Source organism: Streptomyces sp. NPDC021224 (assembly GCF_044332905.1).
Taxonomy (GTDB): Bacteria; Actinomycetota; Actinomycetes; order Streptomycetales; family Streptomycetaceae; genus Actinacidiphila.
In genome coordinates, this window is sequence record NZ_JBIRPW010000003.1 from 552008 (window position 1) to 566655 (window position 14648).

Annotated in this window: 13 protein-coding genes; 4 read left to right on the plus strand and 9 right to left on the minus strand. The window is 73.2% G+C overall.

All coding sequences use genetic code 11. From position 1 onward, the window contains the following. Nucleotides 1-165 precede the first annotated feature (165 nt). The gene (locus ACH4PY_RS10880; protein WP_398178805.1) at nucleotides 166-1596 is read left to right on the plus strand and encodes a phytoene desaturase family protein; all 1431 of its coding nucleotides are present in this window, start codon (nucleotides 166-168) and stop codon (nucleotides 1594-1596) included. A gap of 72 nt (nucleotides 1597-1668) precedes the next feature. Here the strand turns inward: ACH4PY_RS10880 and ACH4PY_RS10885 are convergent, their stop codons facing one another. Beyond that, nucleotides 1669-2001 (minus strand): hypothetical protein, encoded by a 333-nt coding sequence (locus ACH4PY_RS10885; protein WP_398178808.1) that lies wholly within the window; start codon nucleotides 1999-2001, stop codon nucleotides 1669-1671. A 292-nt stretch (nucleotides 2002-2293) separates the two neighbouring features. Here ACH4PY_RS10885 and ACH4PY_RS10890 point away from each other — a divergent pair, with 292 nt between their 5' ends. Beyond that, a complete protein-coding gene (locus tag ACH4PY_RS10890) occupies nucleotides 2294-2764 on the plus strand; it encodes an SCP2 sterol-binding domain-containing protein (RefSeq protein ID WP_398178811.1) in 471 nt (156 codons plus the stop codon). On the opposite strand, the gene ACH4PY_RS10895 is transcribed toward ACH4PY_RS10890, so the two are convergent. Beyond that, nucleotides 2737-3936 (minus strand): MFS transporter, encoded by a 1200-nt coding sequence (locus tag ACH4PY_RS10895; RefSeq protein ID WP_398178813.1) that lies wholly within the window; start codon nucleotides 3934-3936, stop codon nucleotides 2737-2739. The two genes, ACH4PY_RS10890 and ACH4PY_RS10895, sit on opposite strands and share 28 nt — an antisense overlap. Nucleotides 3937-3983: 47 nt before the next feature. Here ACH4PY_RS10895 and ACH4PY_RS10900 point away from each other — a divergent pair, with 47 nt between their 5' ends. Continuing rightward, the gene (locus ACH4PY_RS10900) at nucleotides 3984-5381 is read left to right on the plus strand and encodes a PLP-dependent aminotransferase family protein (RefSeq protein ID WP_398178816.1); all 1398 of its coding nucleotides are present in this window, start codon (nucleotides 3984-3986) and stop codon (nucleotides 5379-5381) included. On the opposite strand, the gene ACH4PY_RS10905 is transcribed toward ACH4PY_RS10900, so the two are convergent. After that, a complete protein-coding gene (locus tag ACH4PY_RS10905; RefSeq protein WP_398178819.1) occupies nucleotides 5374-5874 on the minus strand; it encodes an NUDIX domain-containing protein in 501 nt (166 codons plus the stop codon). The genes ACH4PY_RS10900 and ACH4PY_RS10905 overlap by 8 nt on opposite strands. 78 nt (nucleotides 5875-5952) lie before the next feature. On the opposite strand from ACH4PY_RS10905, the gene ACH4PY_RS10910 reads away from it, so the two are divergent. Continuing rightward, nucleotides 5953-7113 carry a glycerate kinase gene (locus tag ACH4PY_RS10910; protein ID WP_398178823.1) on the plus strand — a complete coding sequence of 387 codons (1161 nt, stop codon included), beginning with the start codon at nucleotides 5953-5955 and terminating at the stop codon, nucleotides 7111-7113. Nucleotides 7114-7603: 490 nt separating this feature from the next. Here ACH4PY_RS10910 and pssA read toward each other — a convergent pair whose 3' ends face one another. The 6 genes from pssA to ccrA all read right to left on the minus strand — a co-directional run bounded on the left by pssA (nucleotide 7604) and on the right by ccrA (nucleotide 14479). Further along, a complete protein-coding gene (pssA, locus tag ACH4PY_RS10915; RefSeq protein WP_398178825.1) occupies nucleotides 7604-8455 on the minus strand; it encodes a CDP-diacylglycerol--serine O-phosphatidyltransferase in 852 nt (283 codons plus the stop codon). Then, nucleotides 8442-9089, minus strand: coding sequence for a phosphatidylserine decarboxylase (locus ACH4PY_RS10920; protein ID WP_398178828.1), 648 nt, complete (start codon nucleotides 9087-9089; stop codon nucleotides 8442-8444). The genes pssA and ACH4PY_RS10920 overlap by 14 nt, the downstream gene beginning before the upstream one ends. Before the next feature lie 192 nt (nucleotides 9090-9281). After that, entirely contained in the window at nucleotides 9282-10496 is a 1215-nt protein-coding gene (locus ACH4PY_RS10925; RefSeq protein WP_398178831.1) for an acyl-CoA dehydrogenase family protein, read from the minus strand. Between the two features lies 1 nt (nucleotide 10497). Next, nucleotides 10498-11028 carry a MaoC family dehydratase gene (locus ACH4PY_RS10930; protein WP_398179345.1) on the minus strand — a complete coding sequence of 177 codons (531 nt, stop codon included), beginning with the start codon at nucleotides 11026-11028 and terminating at the stop codon, nucleotides 10498-10500. Between the two features lie 2 nt (nucleotides 11029-11030). Continuing rightward, a complete protein-coding gene (locus ACH4PY_RS10935; RefSeq protein ID WP_398178834.1) occupies nucleotides 11031-13067 on the minus strand; it encodes a protein meaA in 2037 nt (678 codons plus the stop codon). Beyond that, nucleotides 13064-14479 carry a crotonyl-CoA carboxylase/reductase gene (gene ccrA / locus ACH4PY_RS10940; protein WP_398178837.1) on the minus strand — a complete coding sequence of 472 codons (1416 nt, stop codon included), beginning with the start codon at nucleotides 14477-14479 and terminating at the stop codon, nucleotides 13064-13066. The genes ACH4PY_RS10935 and ccrA overlap by 4 nt, the downstream gene beginning before the upstream one ends. Nucleotides 14480-14648 lie beyond the last annotated feature (169 nt).

The window sequence follows — 14648 nt, forward strand, 5'->3', positions numbered from 1 at the left end:
CATCCGTACCGGGGTACCGGACCACAGGGCCCCGCGGTCTGGTTGGATGGGCCGCATGGGCAACGGAGTCGGTGCGGTGACCGGTGGGGCGGAGGCGGCGGGCGGCCCGCGCGCACCCCGCGACGACGCCGGGACGGGCGCCCGCGGCCGGACGGCGGTCGCGCCGTGAGGCGGGCCGTGGTCGCGGACGCGGTCGTCGTCGGGGCGGGCCCCAACGGGCTGACCGCCGCCGTCGAACTGGCCCGCGCGGGCCTGAGCGTGCAGATCTACGAGGCCGCGGACACCGTCGGCGGCGGCGCCAGGACCGAGGAGCTGACGCTGCCCGGCTTCCGGCACGACCCCTGCTCGGCCGTCCACCCCTTCGGTGTCGGCTCGCCCGCCTTCCAGGCGCTGCCGCTGGCCCGGCACGGCCTGGAGTGGCTGCACCCGGAACTGCCGCTGGCCCACCCGTTCCCGGACGGCACCGCCGCCGTCCTCGCCCGCGGCGTCGGGGAGACCGCCGCGTCGCTCGGGCCGCGCGACGCGGGCACGTACCGCAGGCTGATGGCGCCCTACATCGGCCACTGGGAGTCGATCGCCGCGGACTTCTTCCGCCCGCAGTGGTCCGGGATACCGCGCGACCCCTACCGCTTCGCGCGCTTCGGGCTCACCGGCGCCCCGCCGCTGTCGCTGCTCGCGCTGCGCTTCCACGGCCCCAAGGCACGCGGGATGCTCGCCGGCCTCGCCGGGCACGCCATCACCAGGCTGAGCCAGCCCCTCACCGGGGCGATGGCGATGATGTTCGCGCTCGCCGGGCACGAGCGCGGCTGGCCTGTCGCGCGCGGCGGCTCGCAGTCGATCGCCGACGCGCTCGCCGGGTACCTGACCGAGCTGGGCGGGGTGATCCGCACCGGGGTGACGGTCCGCAAGCTCGACGAGCTGCCGCCCGCCCGCGCCTACGTCTTCGACACCTCGCCGACCGCGCTGGCCCGGATCGCCGCGCTCGGCGACGCCTACCGGCGCTACCGCTACGGCCCCTCCGTCTTCAAGATCGACTACGCCCTGGACGGCCCCGTCCCGTGGACCGCCCCCGAGGCGCGGCGGGCCGGAACGGTGCACGTCGGCCCGACGTACACCGAGATCGGCGACGCCCTGAACCGCGCGGTCACCGGGCGCCCGCCGCACACCCCGTTCCTGATCACCGCCCAGCCGGGCGTCGCCGACGCCTCGCGCGCGCCCGCGGGCAAGCATGTCTTCTGGGCCTACGGGCACGTGCCGAACGGCTGGCACGGCGACGCGACCGACGCCGTCGAGCGGCAGATCGAGCGCTTCGCCCCGGGCTTCCGCGACCTGGTGCTGGCCCGCGCCGTCACCGGCCCCGCCGGGCTCGCCGCGCGCAACGCCAACTACGTGGGCGGCGACATCGGGTGCGGCGCCTTCTCCGGACTCCAGACGGTGCTGCGCCCGCGGCTCGCCGCGATCCCGTACGCGACCTCGCGCCCCGGGGTCTTCCTGTGCTCGTCCGCGACCCCGCCGGGGCCCGGTGTGCACGGCATGAGCGGCCACAACGCCGCCCGCGCGGTGCTGCGGCACCTGCGCCGCACGGCCCGCCGCTGAAGCCGCCGGGCTTCCGGACACGCGGAAGCCGCGGCGGGTCCTCCCGCCGCGGCTCCGGATTCCGAAGGGCCGTCAGCCCACGTACGGCGACTGGCCGGGCACCGGCTGCGCCTGGTAGCCGGGCTGCGCGCCGTAGCCGGGCTGCACGCCGAACCGCACCTCGGACAGCGCCTTCTTGTAGATGACCTTGGCGAAGTAGCCCGACCCGAAGAAGATGTTCTGCACCACGTACCAGAACTTCTCCGCACCGGTCATCTGGACCAGGCCGTAGTCGCTGAGGGCCTTCTTGACCGGGACCTTGGCGAAGTAGCCCGCACCGAAGGCGATGCAGTGCAGGACGTACCAGAAGCTCTCGGCGGACGTGGTCTGGCCGCTGCCGAGCTGCTGGGTCTGGGGCTGGGACATGGTGGAGCCTTTCGCGGTGCGCGAGCGCGCGCTGGGGACAGTGCGGCGCGGTCGCAAGACGCCCCCGGGACGCCGCAGTTCACCCGCGCCGACTCGGAAGCTTAGGGGTAAAGGTTGCCCTCTGTCGCGGCTTTACCGGCTATCACCCGATCTTCGGACGGTGGGCGGACGGCGCCGTGCCCCGCCTCCGGTGGGCGGCGGTGCGGGTGCGAGGGTGCGGGTTGTCGGCGGCGGGCACGGAAACTATCCTTACCCGTCGGTAAGTTTACTTTGGAGTAAGGACGGTGGACCCATGGCGGCACTGGACGACCTCGACCTGGAAACCCTGGACTTCGGCACGGTCGAGCCCCGCGACTTCGCCCGGATCGTCAAGGGCCTGCCCGCCGCGCGGATCGCCGAGCTGATGGCCGGACGGCAGCGCCGCCGCGTCCTCGACGAGGTCTTCGGGCGCATGCACACCCTCTTCAAGCCGGACGCCGCCGCGGGCCGCGACGCCCTCGTCCGCTGGCGCATCACCGCCGCCGACGGCGGCCCCGACGACGTCTACGAGACACACATCGGCGGCGGCACCTGCACCGTCACCCCCGAACGCACCGACCGCGAGCCGCAGCTCAGCCTGGTCATGGCCGCACCGGAATTCCTCAAGCTCGTCTCCGGCAACGCCTCCGGCCCCACCCTCTTCTTCACCCGCAAGCTCAAACTCAAGGGCGACATCCGGCTGGCGGGCTCGCTCACCTACTTCTTCGACATCCCCAAGGCCTGAGACCCCTCCCGGCGGTCGCGGCACGCCGGGACGACGGCGGCCAGCATGGCGGCGCCGGTCAGCGCGAACGCCCAGGAGTAGCCGGTGCCCGCCGCGAGCCAGCCGAAGACCGCCGCGCCCGCGCCCATACCGGCGTCGTAGGCGACGTTCCACACCGCGCTGACCGTCGCGTAGCCGGAGGCCGGGACACGCGCGTACATCAGCGTCAGCGTCGCGTTCTGCGCCACCCCGAACCCCGCGCCGAACAGCGTCGCCCCGGCGGCCACGGCGGCGGCGCTGCCCGTCACCGCCATGAGCAGCGTCCCGCCCGCCGACAGCAGCAGACCGGGGAGGACCAGCACGGCGGACCCGTGGCGGTCGCCGTACCGGCCCGCCAGCCAGCGGGCCGCGGTGGCCGCCGCGGGCTGCGCGAAGAGGGCGAGCGCGACCAGCCCCGGGTGCGCCGGCACCGCCAGCGGCAGGAAGGTGACGACCACGCCCGCGGTCGCGGTGGTCGCCGCGAAGACCACCGCGGGCCGCCGCAGCCCGGGCGCGCGCAGCCCCTCCGCCAGGCCGACCGGCCGCCCGGCGGTCCGGATCCGGTCGGGCAGGGCCGGCACCGACAGGACCGCGGCGAGCGCCGAGACGGCCGCGGCGGTGAAGACCACCGGATACCCGGCGTGTGCCGCCAGCCACACGCCCAGCGGCAGCGCCACCAGCCCCGGCACCCCCGAGACCAGCCCGACCAGCGCCAGCCCCTCGCCCCGGCGCTCGGCCGGGACGAGCGACGCGGTCAGGGCGCCGCCCGCGACCACCGTGAAGGCGAACCCCAGACCGCGCAGCAGGCAGACCAGCAGGATCCAGAACGGCCCCCCGGCCGCGAGCGGCACCAGCGCCGGGGCGCCCAGCAGGAACAGCCCCGCGGCCAGCACGACCCGGTATCCGAAGCGGTCCGCCAGCGCCGGCGTGACCAGCTCGCCCGCGACCGTCGCGAGCATCAGCGTGCCGGTGACGAGCCCGGCCGCACCGCCGCCCCCGCCGTGCGCGGCGGCGTAGCCGGGGACGACGGACAGCAGCAGGTAGAAGCTGGTCGAGGCGCCCAGGATGGAGACGAAGCGCAGCAGCAACGGCCGTGTCACCAGCGGCGGGCGGGACACCGGGGCGCGGGACGCGGAGTCGAGGATGTCGGTCACGCAAGGACGGTAAGCGGCCCGGTGGACCGCCGGTAAGCTCCGGTTGCATGTCGCTGGAGTGGGCCGGTTCGTCCCCCGAACTACTGCTGGCCGTCGACCGGACCGGCACGGTGCCGCTGCGCGCCCAGCTCGAACACGGGCTGCGGGACGCGATCAGGACCGGACGGCTGCGGGTCGGCGAACGCCTGCCGTCCTCCCGGGAGCTGGCCCGCACGCTCCGCCTCTCCCGCGGCCTGGTCCAGGAGTGCTACGCCCAGCTCCAGGCCGAGGGCTACCTGGTGACCCGCCCCGGCTCCGCGACCCGGGTGGCCGCCGGAACCTGCGACCCGCCCGCGGCCGCAGCGCCGCCCGCCGCGCCTCCGCCGCTGCTGGCCGACTTCCGCGCAAGCGTGCCCGACCTCGGCGCCTTCCCCGTCCAGGACTGGCTCTGGGCCGTCCGGGAGGCCGCCCGCGCCCTCCCGGTGAGCGCCCTCGACTACGGCGACCCGCGCGGCAGTGCCGAACTGCGCGAGGTCCTGGCCGGGTACCTGCGCCGGGTACGCGCCGCCGCCGCGGAACCGGAGCACCTGGTCGTCTGCAACGGCTACGCCCAGGGCCTCGGCCTGGCCCTGCGCGTCCTCGCGGACACCGGCGTGCGCAGCGTGGCCTTCGAGGACCCCGGTTCGCCCGGCACCGTCCGCGCCGCCGCCGCGGCGGCGGGCCTGCACGCCGTCCCCGTACCCGTCGACGACCACGGCCTCGACGTGGCGGCCCTGGACGCCACCGGCGCCCGCGCCGTCGTGGTCACCCCCGCCCACCAGTGGCCCACCGGCGTCGTCCTGGCCCCCGAGCGGCGCCTCGCCCTCGCCGACTGGGCCCGCCGCCGCGACGCGGTCGTCGTCGAGGACGACTACGACGCGGAGTTCCGCTACGACCGCGAGCCGGTCGGCGCGCTCCAGGGCCTGGCGCCCGACCGCGTCATCGCGATCGGGACGGTCAGCAAGACGCTCGTCCCCGCGCTGCGCATCGGCTGGATGCTGTGCCCGCCCGGCCTCACCGGGCCGGTCACCGAACACAAGTACCTCAGCGACCGCGGCACCCCCACCCTCGACCAGCTCGCCCTGGCCCGGCTCATGGCGTCCGGCCGCTTCGACCGTCACCTGCGCCGGATGCGCGTCCGCTACGCCGCCCGCCGCACGGCGCTGCTCGACGCGCTCGCCGCACACGCCCCCGGGCTCCCGGTGACGGGCCTGGCGGCGGGCTTCCACGCCGTCGCCCACCTGCCCGAGGGCGCCGCCGAGCAGGACGTCGTGACGGCGGCTTCGGCCCGCCGCGTCGGCCTGTACGGCATCGGCGCCTGCCGCGCGGCACGGACCGGACCCGCACAGATCGTGCTCGGCTACGGCAACGTCCCGCGCCGCGCCGTCGCCGAGGGCATCGCCGCGGTCGGCGACCTGCTCACCTAGCGTCGGCCCCCGGGCGGCCGTCCACCAGCTCCACGGGCGCGCGGCCGGTGGCCAGCGCCTCGACCGCGGCCCGCACCGCGCCCGCGCTGTTGGGGGTGAGGTAGCGGTCCACCTCGTCGGGCTCGACCAGCTTCCACGAGTCCAGCTCGCTCTCCTGGAGGCGGATCGACGCGATCTGGTCGTCGGTCAGCACCCCGCCGTCGTACAGGAAGGTCACCGACGGCGGCCGCACCGGTCCCGCGGTCGTCCACCCCATCACCAGCAGCGCGCCGGGCTCCACGTCCAGCCCGACCTCCTCCACCGACTCGCGCCGGGCCGCCTGCCGCGGCGTCTCGTTCTCGTCCGTCTCGATCGTGCCGCCCGGAAGCGTCCACGTCTCCCGGTAGTTGGGCTCCACGAGCAGGACCCGGCCGTCCGTGGAGCGGAAGAGCATGTTGGCCCCGGCGAGGATCCTCGGCAGCCCGGCGATGTACGTCGCGAAATCGGTCGTCATCCCTCGAATCTACGGTCCGCCGCCCCGCCGCGCGGGCCACTCCGGGCAGCGGGATAAGGTCCGAGCTGCCGTTGAACCATGATCGGACGGGAGCTGACGAAGGTGGCCGACACCGCACAGAAGTCGCCGGGGCGGGTGCTGATCGCCGCCGACAAGTTCAAGGGCTCGCTCACCGCCGTACAGGTCGCCGCGCACGTGGCCGCGGGCCTGCGGGCCGCCGTACCCGGCCTCGACGTCGCCGCGCTGCCGGTCGCCGACGGCGGGGACGGCACGGTGGACGCGGCCGTCGCCGCGGGCTTCACCCGGCACACCGTCCGCGTCACCGGGCCGCTCGGCGAGAGCGTCCAGGCCGCGTACGCGCTGCGCGACGGAACCGCCGTGGTGGAGATGGCCGAGGCCTCCGGGCTGCGCCACCTGCCGCCCGGCGTCTTCGCACCCCGCACCGCCACCACGTACGGCACCGGCGAACTGCTGCTGGCCGCGCTGGACGCGGGCGCCCGCACCATCGTGCTCGGCGTCGGCGGCAGCGCCACCACGGACGGCGGCGCCGGCATGCTCGCCGCGCTCGGCGCCCGGCTGCTGGACGCGCACGGCGCACCCGTCGCACCCGGCGGCGCCGCGCTCGCCTCCCTCGCCACCGCCGACCTCGACGGACTCGACCCGCGGCTGGCTGCCACCGAGGTCGTCCTCGCCAGCGACGTCGACAACCCGCTGCTCGGCCCGACGGGCGCCGCCGCGGTCTACGGGCCGCAGAAGGGCGCCGACGCCGACGACGTACGCGCCCTGGACGCGGCGCTCGCGCACTACGCGGAGGTCCTCGGCGCGGCCGACCTCGCCGCCGCGCCCGGCGCGGGGGCCGCGGGCGGCATCGGCTTCGGAGCGCTCGTCGCCCTGCGGGCGGCCTTCCGGCCCGGCATCGACGTCCTGCTCGACGTCCTGGGCTTCGCCGACGCGGTCGAGGGCGCGACCCTCGTCATCACCGGTGAGGGCTCGCTCGACGAGCAGACCCTGCACGGGAAGGCGCCCGTCGGCGTCGCCCGCGCGGCCGCGGCTCGCGGTGTCCGCGTCGCCGCGGTGTGCGGACGGCTCGCCGTCCAGCCCTCCGCGCTCGCCGCGGCCGGCATCTGCGCGGCCTACCCCCTCTCCGCCCTCGAACCCGACCCGGCCCGCTCCATCGCCGCGGCCGGCCCCCTCCTCGAACGCGTCGCCACGACCCTGGCGAAGGAGCTTCTCCTCTGACCCTTGCACATCCCGCGCCGGGCACCCCGTTTTTCAGGCCGCGGAGAGTATGCGCCTGCCGCGCCGGGCAACCACCAGGGCCGCGGGGAGGATGCGCCTGCCGCGCCGGGCACCCGTTTTACGGCCGCGGGGAGGATCCGCCTGCCGCGCCGGGCACCCGTTTTTCAGGGGCGCGGGGAACTGCGCGACAAGCCCCCACCGGGGCGCGGGTAGTCAACCGGCCCGAAGGGGCAGTTCGATCCGCTCCGGACCACCGGCCGGTGGTGGGCTGGTCGCGCAGTTCCCCGCGCCCCTAAAAACGAGGTGCCCGGCGGCGGAGGCGCGGCCTAGAAACGCGTGCCCGGCGCGGCAGCGCTGAGCGCTCGGCCCGCGCGGCAGGCGCACCCCCGCGCGGGAGCGCGGAGTGCGGAAACCCGGCCGCGCAGGGTGAAAGCTCACTCTGCGCAGCCGGGCAGGGACTACGGGGTGCGGCCCGGAAGGGGCCGCGGTATTACCGAAGCGCGGTGGCGCGCGCCTCGCGGCGATTCGCCCGCATCGTGTTCACTCGCCGCGTCGTCGCAAAGCACGGAATCACCGCCGCGGCCACGCACTGGAGCGCGGCCCCGGTCTGGAGCAGCTGGTGCCCGCCGGGCACGTCCAGCGTCCAGGCCGTGAGGCAGCCCATGCTCACGATCGTCCAGGCGAACGTCAGCGCGGCGAGCCGACCGCGCGGCTTGGGGTATTCGACGCGGCTGACCATGAGCCACGCCACACCCACGATCGCCCCGATGGTCGGCGCGAAGGGCAGCTCCAGCAGGACCAGGGAGACCACGGTCATCGCCCCGAAGGGGCTGGGCATGCCCTGGAAGACGCCGTCCCGCAGGGTCGTGCAGGAGAAGCGGGCGAGGCGCAGGACGACCGCGAGCACCACGAGGACGGCCGCTGCCGCGGACACCTTGCCGTAGGCGTCGTCGGCGACCAGGCCCCAGACGACCACGAAGTACGCCGGGGCGAGTCCGAAGCTGATCAGGTCGGAGAGGTTGTCCAGCTCCGCGCCCATCGCCGAGCTGCGCAGCTTGCGCGCGACCAGGCCGTCGCAGAGGTCGAAGACGGAGGCCAGCAGCATGAGCGAGACGGCGGTGGCGGCGCTGTGCTTGGACATGCCGCCGTCGCTCGTGCCGTTCAGGTGCGGGACCAGCACCCCGGTGGTGGTGAAGTAGACCGCCAGGAAGCCGCAGATCGCGTTACCGAGTGTGAGCGCGTCCGCGATGGACAGCCGGGTGGACAGGGGGAGGTCGTCGACCTCGTCCTGGAGTTCGGTCACCCAGTCGGACTGCGCCGTATCACCGTCAGTCACGGTCAAGGCGTGTCACCCCAGCCGTGGTGGTCTGCCCGACCTCGACGCCCGCCTCGATGCCTTCGGGGAGGTACACGTCGACGCGTGAGCCGAAGCGGATGAGCCCGATGCGGTCGCCCTGCTCGACCTTGCAGCCGCGCGGCACGTACGGCACGATCCGGCGCGCGACGGCACCGGCGATCTGCACCATCTCGATGTCGCCGAGGTCGGTGTCGAAGTGCCACACGACCCGCTCGTTGTTCTCGCTCTCCTTGTTGAACGCCGGGACGAACCCGCCCGGGATGTGCTCGACGGAGGAGATCGTGCCGGCCAGCGGAGCGCGGTTGACGTGCACGTTGAGCGGGCTCATGAAGATCGCGACGCGGGTGCGCCCGTCCTTCCACGGCATGATGCTCTGGACCACGCCGTCGGCCGGGCTGATCACCCGGCCTTCGGCGATCTCCCGCTCAGGGTCGCGGAAGAACCACAGCATCCCGGCCGCCAGGGCGGTGGCGGGGACTGCCACGGTCGCCCAGCGGCCGGAGTGGCGCGCCTTGACGAGGGAGACCGCCGCGGTGGCGACGGTCGGGAAGAGCCACGGTGATGCTCCACGGGCGAGGCGGACCCGGCCGCGCGGTGCAGGGGAATGGCTGTGGGGCATGGAAGACCTTCGTAGCGGAGGATGCCGCGAATTGCTTCTGGGGACGGCGGCTTTGGTCGATGGTATCGGCTGACACCGGCAACTGGGCAAGCGCGAGGGCGAGTCGATGGCCGGTTCTGGTGGCTCTACAACGGCCGAAACCACGGCGCAGTGTGATGTTTGCCTCGGGTAAATCCATCCAAAATTGGACATTTACCCCTGGATTCGATACTCCTCCAGAAGTCGCCGCCCGATGATCATTTTCTGGATCTCAGCGGTCCCCTCGCCGATCAGCAGCATCGGGGCCTCCCGGTACAGCCGCTCGATCTCGTACTCCTTGGAGAAGCCGTAGCCGCCGTGGATGCGGAAGGCGTCCTCGACGACTTCTTTGCAGAACTCTGATGCGAGATATTTCGCCATGCCCGCCTCCAGATCGTTCCGCTCGCCGGAATCCTTCTTGCGTGCGGCATTGACCATCATCTGGTGGGCGGCCTCCACTTTGGTGGCCATTTCGGCGAGCTTGAACTGCACGGCCTGGTGCTGGGCGATCTGCTTGCCGAAGGTGTGCCGCTGCTGCGCGTAGCCGATACCCAGCTCGAACGCACGCTTGGCGACGCCGCAGCCACGCGCGGCGACGTTCACCCGGCCCACCTCGACGCCGTCCATCATCTGGTAAAAACCGCGGCCGCTGGTGCCGCCGAGCACCCGGTCGGCGGGGATCCGCACGTCCTGGAGCACCAGCTCGGTGGTGTCGACGCCCTTGTAGCCCATCTTCTCGATCTTGCCCGGCACGGTCAGGCCCGGCACCGTGGCGTTGGCGCCGAAGCCGGGCTCCTTCTCGATCAGGAAGGTGGTCATCGAGCGGTGCGGCGGTGCGTCCGCCGGCTGCCCCTCGTCGGTCCGGCACAGCACCGCGACCAGGTTCGACGAGCCGCCGTTGGTCAGCCACATCTTCTGGCCGTTGATCACGTACGCGTCCCCGTCGCGGACGGCCTTCGTCCGGATCGCGGAAACGTCCGAGCCCAGTCCCGGCTCCGACATCGAGAACGCGCCGCGCACGTCACCGGCCGCCATCCGCGGCAGGAAGTGGTCCTTCTGCTCCTGGGTGCCGTGCTGGCGGATCATGTACGCGACGATGAAATGCGTGTTGATGATGCCCGACACACTCATCCAGCCGCGCGAGATCTCCTCCACGGCCAGTGCGTAGGTCAGCAGCGACTCGCCGAGCCCGCCGTACTCCTCGGGGATCATCAGCCCGAAGACGCCCAGCTCCTTGAGGCCCTCGACGATGGCGAGGGGGTATTCGTCGCGGTGCTCCAGCTCGGTGGCGACCGGCAGGATCTCCTTGTCGACGAATTCCCGGACGGTGCTCAGGATCTCCCGCTGGATCTCGGTCAGGCCGTCGGTGTGCGCGAGACGGTCGGCCATGTCACTTCCCTTCCGGCTGCGACTGGGGCTGGGGCTGCGGCTGCGGGCGGCCGGGCTGCTCGCCGCCGCGCTGCTCGATGTAGCGGGCGGTCGGCACCATCACCTTGCGGTGGAAGACGCACACCAGGGTGCCGTCCTGGTTGTGGCCGCGGGTCTCGACGCGGACGATGCCGCGGTCGTCCCGGCTCTTGGACGGCCACTTGTCCAGCACCGTCGTCTCGCCGTAGATCGTGTCCCCGTGGAAGGTCGGCGCGACGTGCCGCAGCGACTCGACCTCCAGGTTGGCGATGGCCTTGCCGGACACGTCCGGCACCGACATGCCGAGCAGCAGCGAGTAGACGTAGTTGCCGACGACCACGTTGCGGCCGAAGTCGGTCGTCCGCTCCGCGTAGTTGGCGTCCATGTGCAGCGGGTGGTGGTTCATGGTGAGGAGGCAGAAGAGGTGGTCGTCGTACTCGGTGACCGTCTTTCCCGGCCAGTGCCGGTACACGGCGCCGACCTCGAACTCCTCGTATGTGCGGCCGAACTGCACGGTCATACCTCCAGCTCGTTCTGCCCGGCGGGTCCGGCGGACCCGGCGAGGCCGTGCGCGCGCCGGATCTCGTCCACGATCCGGCCGATGATCCCGGTGATACCGAAATCCTTGGGTGTGAAGACCGCCGCCACACCGGCGGCGAGCAGGGCGTCCGCGTCCGCGGCCGGGATGATCCCGCCGACCACCACGGGCACGTCGTCCGCGCCCGCGGCGCTCAGCCGCTCCAGCACGTCCGGCACCAGCGCGCCGTGCGACCCGGAGAGGATCGACAGGCCCACGCAGTGCACGTCCTCGGCCACGGCGGCCGCCACGATCTGCTCGGGGGTCAGCCGTATGCCCTGGTAGACGACCTCGAAGCCGGCGTCGCGGGCGCGTACGGCGATCTGCTCGGCGCCGTTGGAGTGCCCGTCCAGACCGGGCTTGCCGACCAGCAGCCGCAGCCGCCCGCCGCCCAGTTCCTCCGCGGTCGCCGCGACCCGGCGGCGTACCTCCGCGAGCGGCCCGCCGTCGTCCGCCGTGACCGCCACCGGCGCGCCGCCCACCCCGGTCGGGGCGCGGAACTCCCCGAAGACCTCGCGCAGCACGCCCGCCCACTCGCCGGTCGTCACGCCCGCCCGGGCGCACTCCAGGGTGGCCGGCATCAGGTTGTCCGTGCCCTCGGCGGCCTCCCGCAGCGCCGCCAGCGCGGCCTTGGCGCGGGGCTGGTCGCGCTCGCGCCGCCACTCCTGCAGCGCGGCCACCACACGGGCCTCGGCGGCCGGGTCGACGGTCATGATCGCGGTGTCCAGGTCGGCGGTCAGCGGGCTCGGCTCGGTGGCCTCGTGGACGTTGACGCCGACGATCTTCTCCTCGCCCGACTCGATACGCGCCCGGCGCGCCGCGTGCGAGGCCACCAGCTCCGACTTCAGGTAGCCGGACTCGACGGCCGCCATCGCGCCGCCCATCTCCTCGATACGGGCCATCTCGGCGGTCGCCTGCCCGACCAGTTCGGCGACCTTCGCCTCGACGACATGGCTGCCGTCGAAGAGGTCGGGGTATTCCAGCAGGTCGCTCTCGTAGGCGAGGACCTGCTGGATGCGCAGGCTCCACTGCTGGTCCCACGGCCGGGGCAGGCCCAGTGCCTCGTTCCATGCCGGGAGCTGGACGGCGCGGGCGCGGGCGTCCTTCGACAGCGTCACCGCCAGCATCTCCAGCACGATGCGCTGCACGTTGTTCTCCGGCTGCGCCTCGGTCAGGCCGAGCGAGTTGACCTGCACTCCGTAGCGGAAGCGGCGCTGCCGCGGGTCCTGGACGCCGTAGCGCTCACGCGTGACGGTGTCCCAGATCCGGCCGAAGGCGCGCATCTTGCACATCTCCTCGACGAAGCGCACCCCGGCGTTGACGAAGAAGGAGATCCGCCCCACGACCTCGCCGCGCCGTTCCTCGGGTACCTGCCCGGAGGCGAACACCGCGTCCAGCACGGCGACCGCGGTGGACATCGCGTACGCGATCTCCTGCACCGGCGTCGCCCCCGCCTCCTGGAGGTGGTAGCTGCAGATGTTGATGGGGTTCCAGCGCGGGATTTGGTGGACCGCGTACGTGATCATGTCCGTGGTCAGCCGCAGTGACGGGCCGGGCGGGAAGACGTGCGTCCCGCGCGACAGGTACTCCTTGACGATGTCGTTCTGCGTCGTGCCCTGGAGGGCGGGCAGTTCGGCCCCTTGCTCCTCCGCGACCACCTGGTAGAGCGCCAGCAGCCACATCGCGGTGGCGTTGATGGTCATCGAGGTGTTCATGCGGTCCAGCGGGATGTCCGTGAACAGCCGCCGCATGTCGCCGAGGTGGCCGACCGGCACCCCGACCCGGCCCACCTCGCCGCGCGCCAGCACGTGGTCGGCGTCGTAGCCGGTCTGCGTCGGCAGGTCGAAGGCGACGGACAGGCCCGTCTGCCCCTTGGCGAGGTTGCGGCGGTAGAGCGCGTTGGACTCCTCCGCGGTCGAGTGGCCCGCGTACGTCCGCATCAGCCACGGCCGGTCGCGCTGCCCGGGCCCGCTCACGCGGCGGCCCCCGCGGATGCGGCGGACCGGGCGGGCGCCGCCGCGGCCCCTGCCGCGGTGGCCGCGCGCGCCGCGTCGCGGAAGAGGTTGATGGACGCCAGGTGGCGTTCACGCATTTCGGGGTCGGTCACTCCCATGCCTTCCTCAGGGGCCAGCGCCAGCACGCCGACCTTGCCGTGGTGCAGGTTGCGGTGCACGTCGTACGCGGCCTGGCCGGTCTGCGCCAGCGGGTAGGAGCGGGACACTGTCGGATGGATCTTCCCCTTGGCGATCAGCCGGTTGGCCTCCCAGGCCTCACGGTAGTTGGCGAAGTGCGAGCCGACGATGCGCTTGAGGGACATCCACAAGTAGCGGTTGTCGTACTCGTGGGTGTAGCCGGAGGTGGAGGCGCAGGTGACGACGGTGCCGCCCTTGCGGGTGACGTAGACGCTGGCGCCGAAGGTCTCGCGGCCGGGGTGCTCGAAGACGATGTCGACGTCCTCGCCGCCGGTCAGTTCGCGGATCCGGCCGCCGAAGCGCTTCCACTCCTTCGGGTCCTGGGTGTGCTCGTCGCGCCAGAAGCGGTAGCCCTCGGCGCTGCGGTCGATGACGGCCTCGGCGCCCATCGCCCGGCAGATCGCCGCCTTCTCGGGGCTGGACACCACGCAGATCGGCGTCGCACCGCCGGCGAGCGCGAACTGCGTGGCGTAGGAGCCGAGTCCGCCGCTGGCGCCCCAGATGAGCACGTTGTCGCCCTGCTTCATCCCGGCGCCGTTGCGGGAGACCAGCTGCCGGTACGCGGTGGAGTTGACCAGGCCGGGGGCCGCCGCCTCCTCCCACGTCAGGTGTTCCGGCTTGGGCATCAGCTGGTTGGACTTGACCAGGGCGATCTCGGCGAGGCCGCCGAAGTTGGTCTCGAAGCCCCAGATGCGCTGCTCGGGGTCGAGCATCGTGTCGTTGTGCCCGTCGGCCGACTCCAGTTCGACGCTCAGGCAGTGCGCCACGACCCGGTCGCCGGGCCGCCACTTGTTCACGCCCGGCCCGGTGCGCAGGACGACGCCCGCGAGGTCGGAGCCGATGACGTGGTAGGGCAGGTCGTGCCGGGCGGCGAGCGGTGAGGTGCGGCCGTAGCGCTCCAGGAAGGCGAAGGTCGAGACCGGCTCGAAGATCGACGTCCAGACCGAGTTGTAGTTCACCGAGCTGGCCATCACCGCGACCAGGGCCTCGCCAGGACCCACCTTCGGCACCGGCACCTCGTCCAGGTGCAGCGAGCGGCGCGGGTCCTTGTCGCGGGTGGCCAGACCGGCGAACATCTCCGCCTCGTCCTTGTGCACGGTGACCGCGCGGTAGGACTCGGGCAGCGGCAGCGCCGCGAAGTCGGCGCTGCTGCCGGGGCCTTCGGCCGCGATCACGGCGTCCAGGATTTCCTTCATGTGACTCGCCTCCGGCGAAGCGTTCCGGCCGGGTGGGACGCCGGCGGAACGCTGGGGTCGGGTGGGGTGAGGGTGCCGTCGTCGGTCCGGCGAGGACGGAACGGGTGGAGCGAAGGAACCGCGCGGTGGCGCGGGAATGCCTGTGACGCAGGCGTCCGGGCCTGGGGGA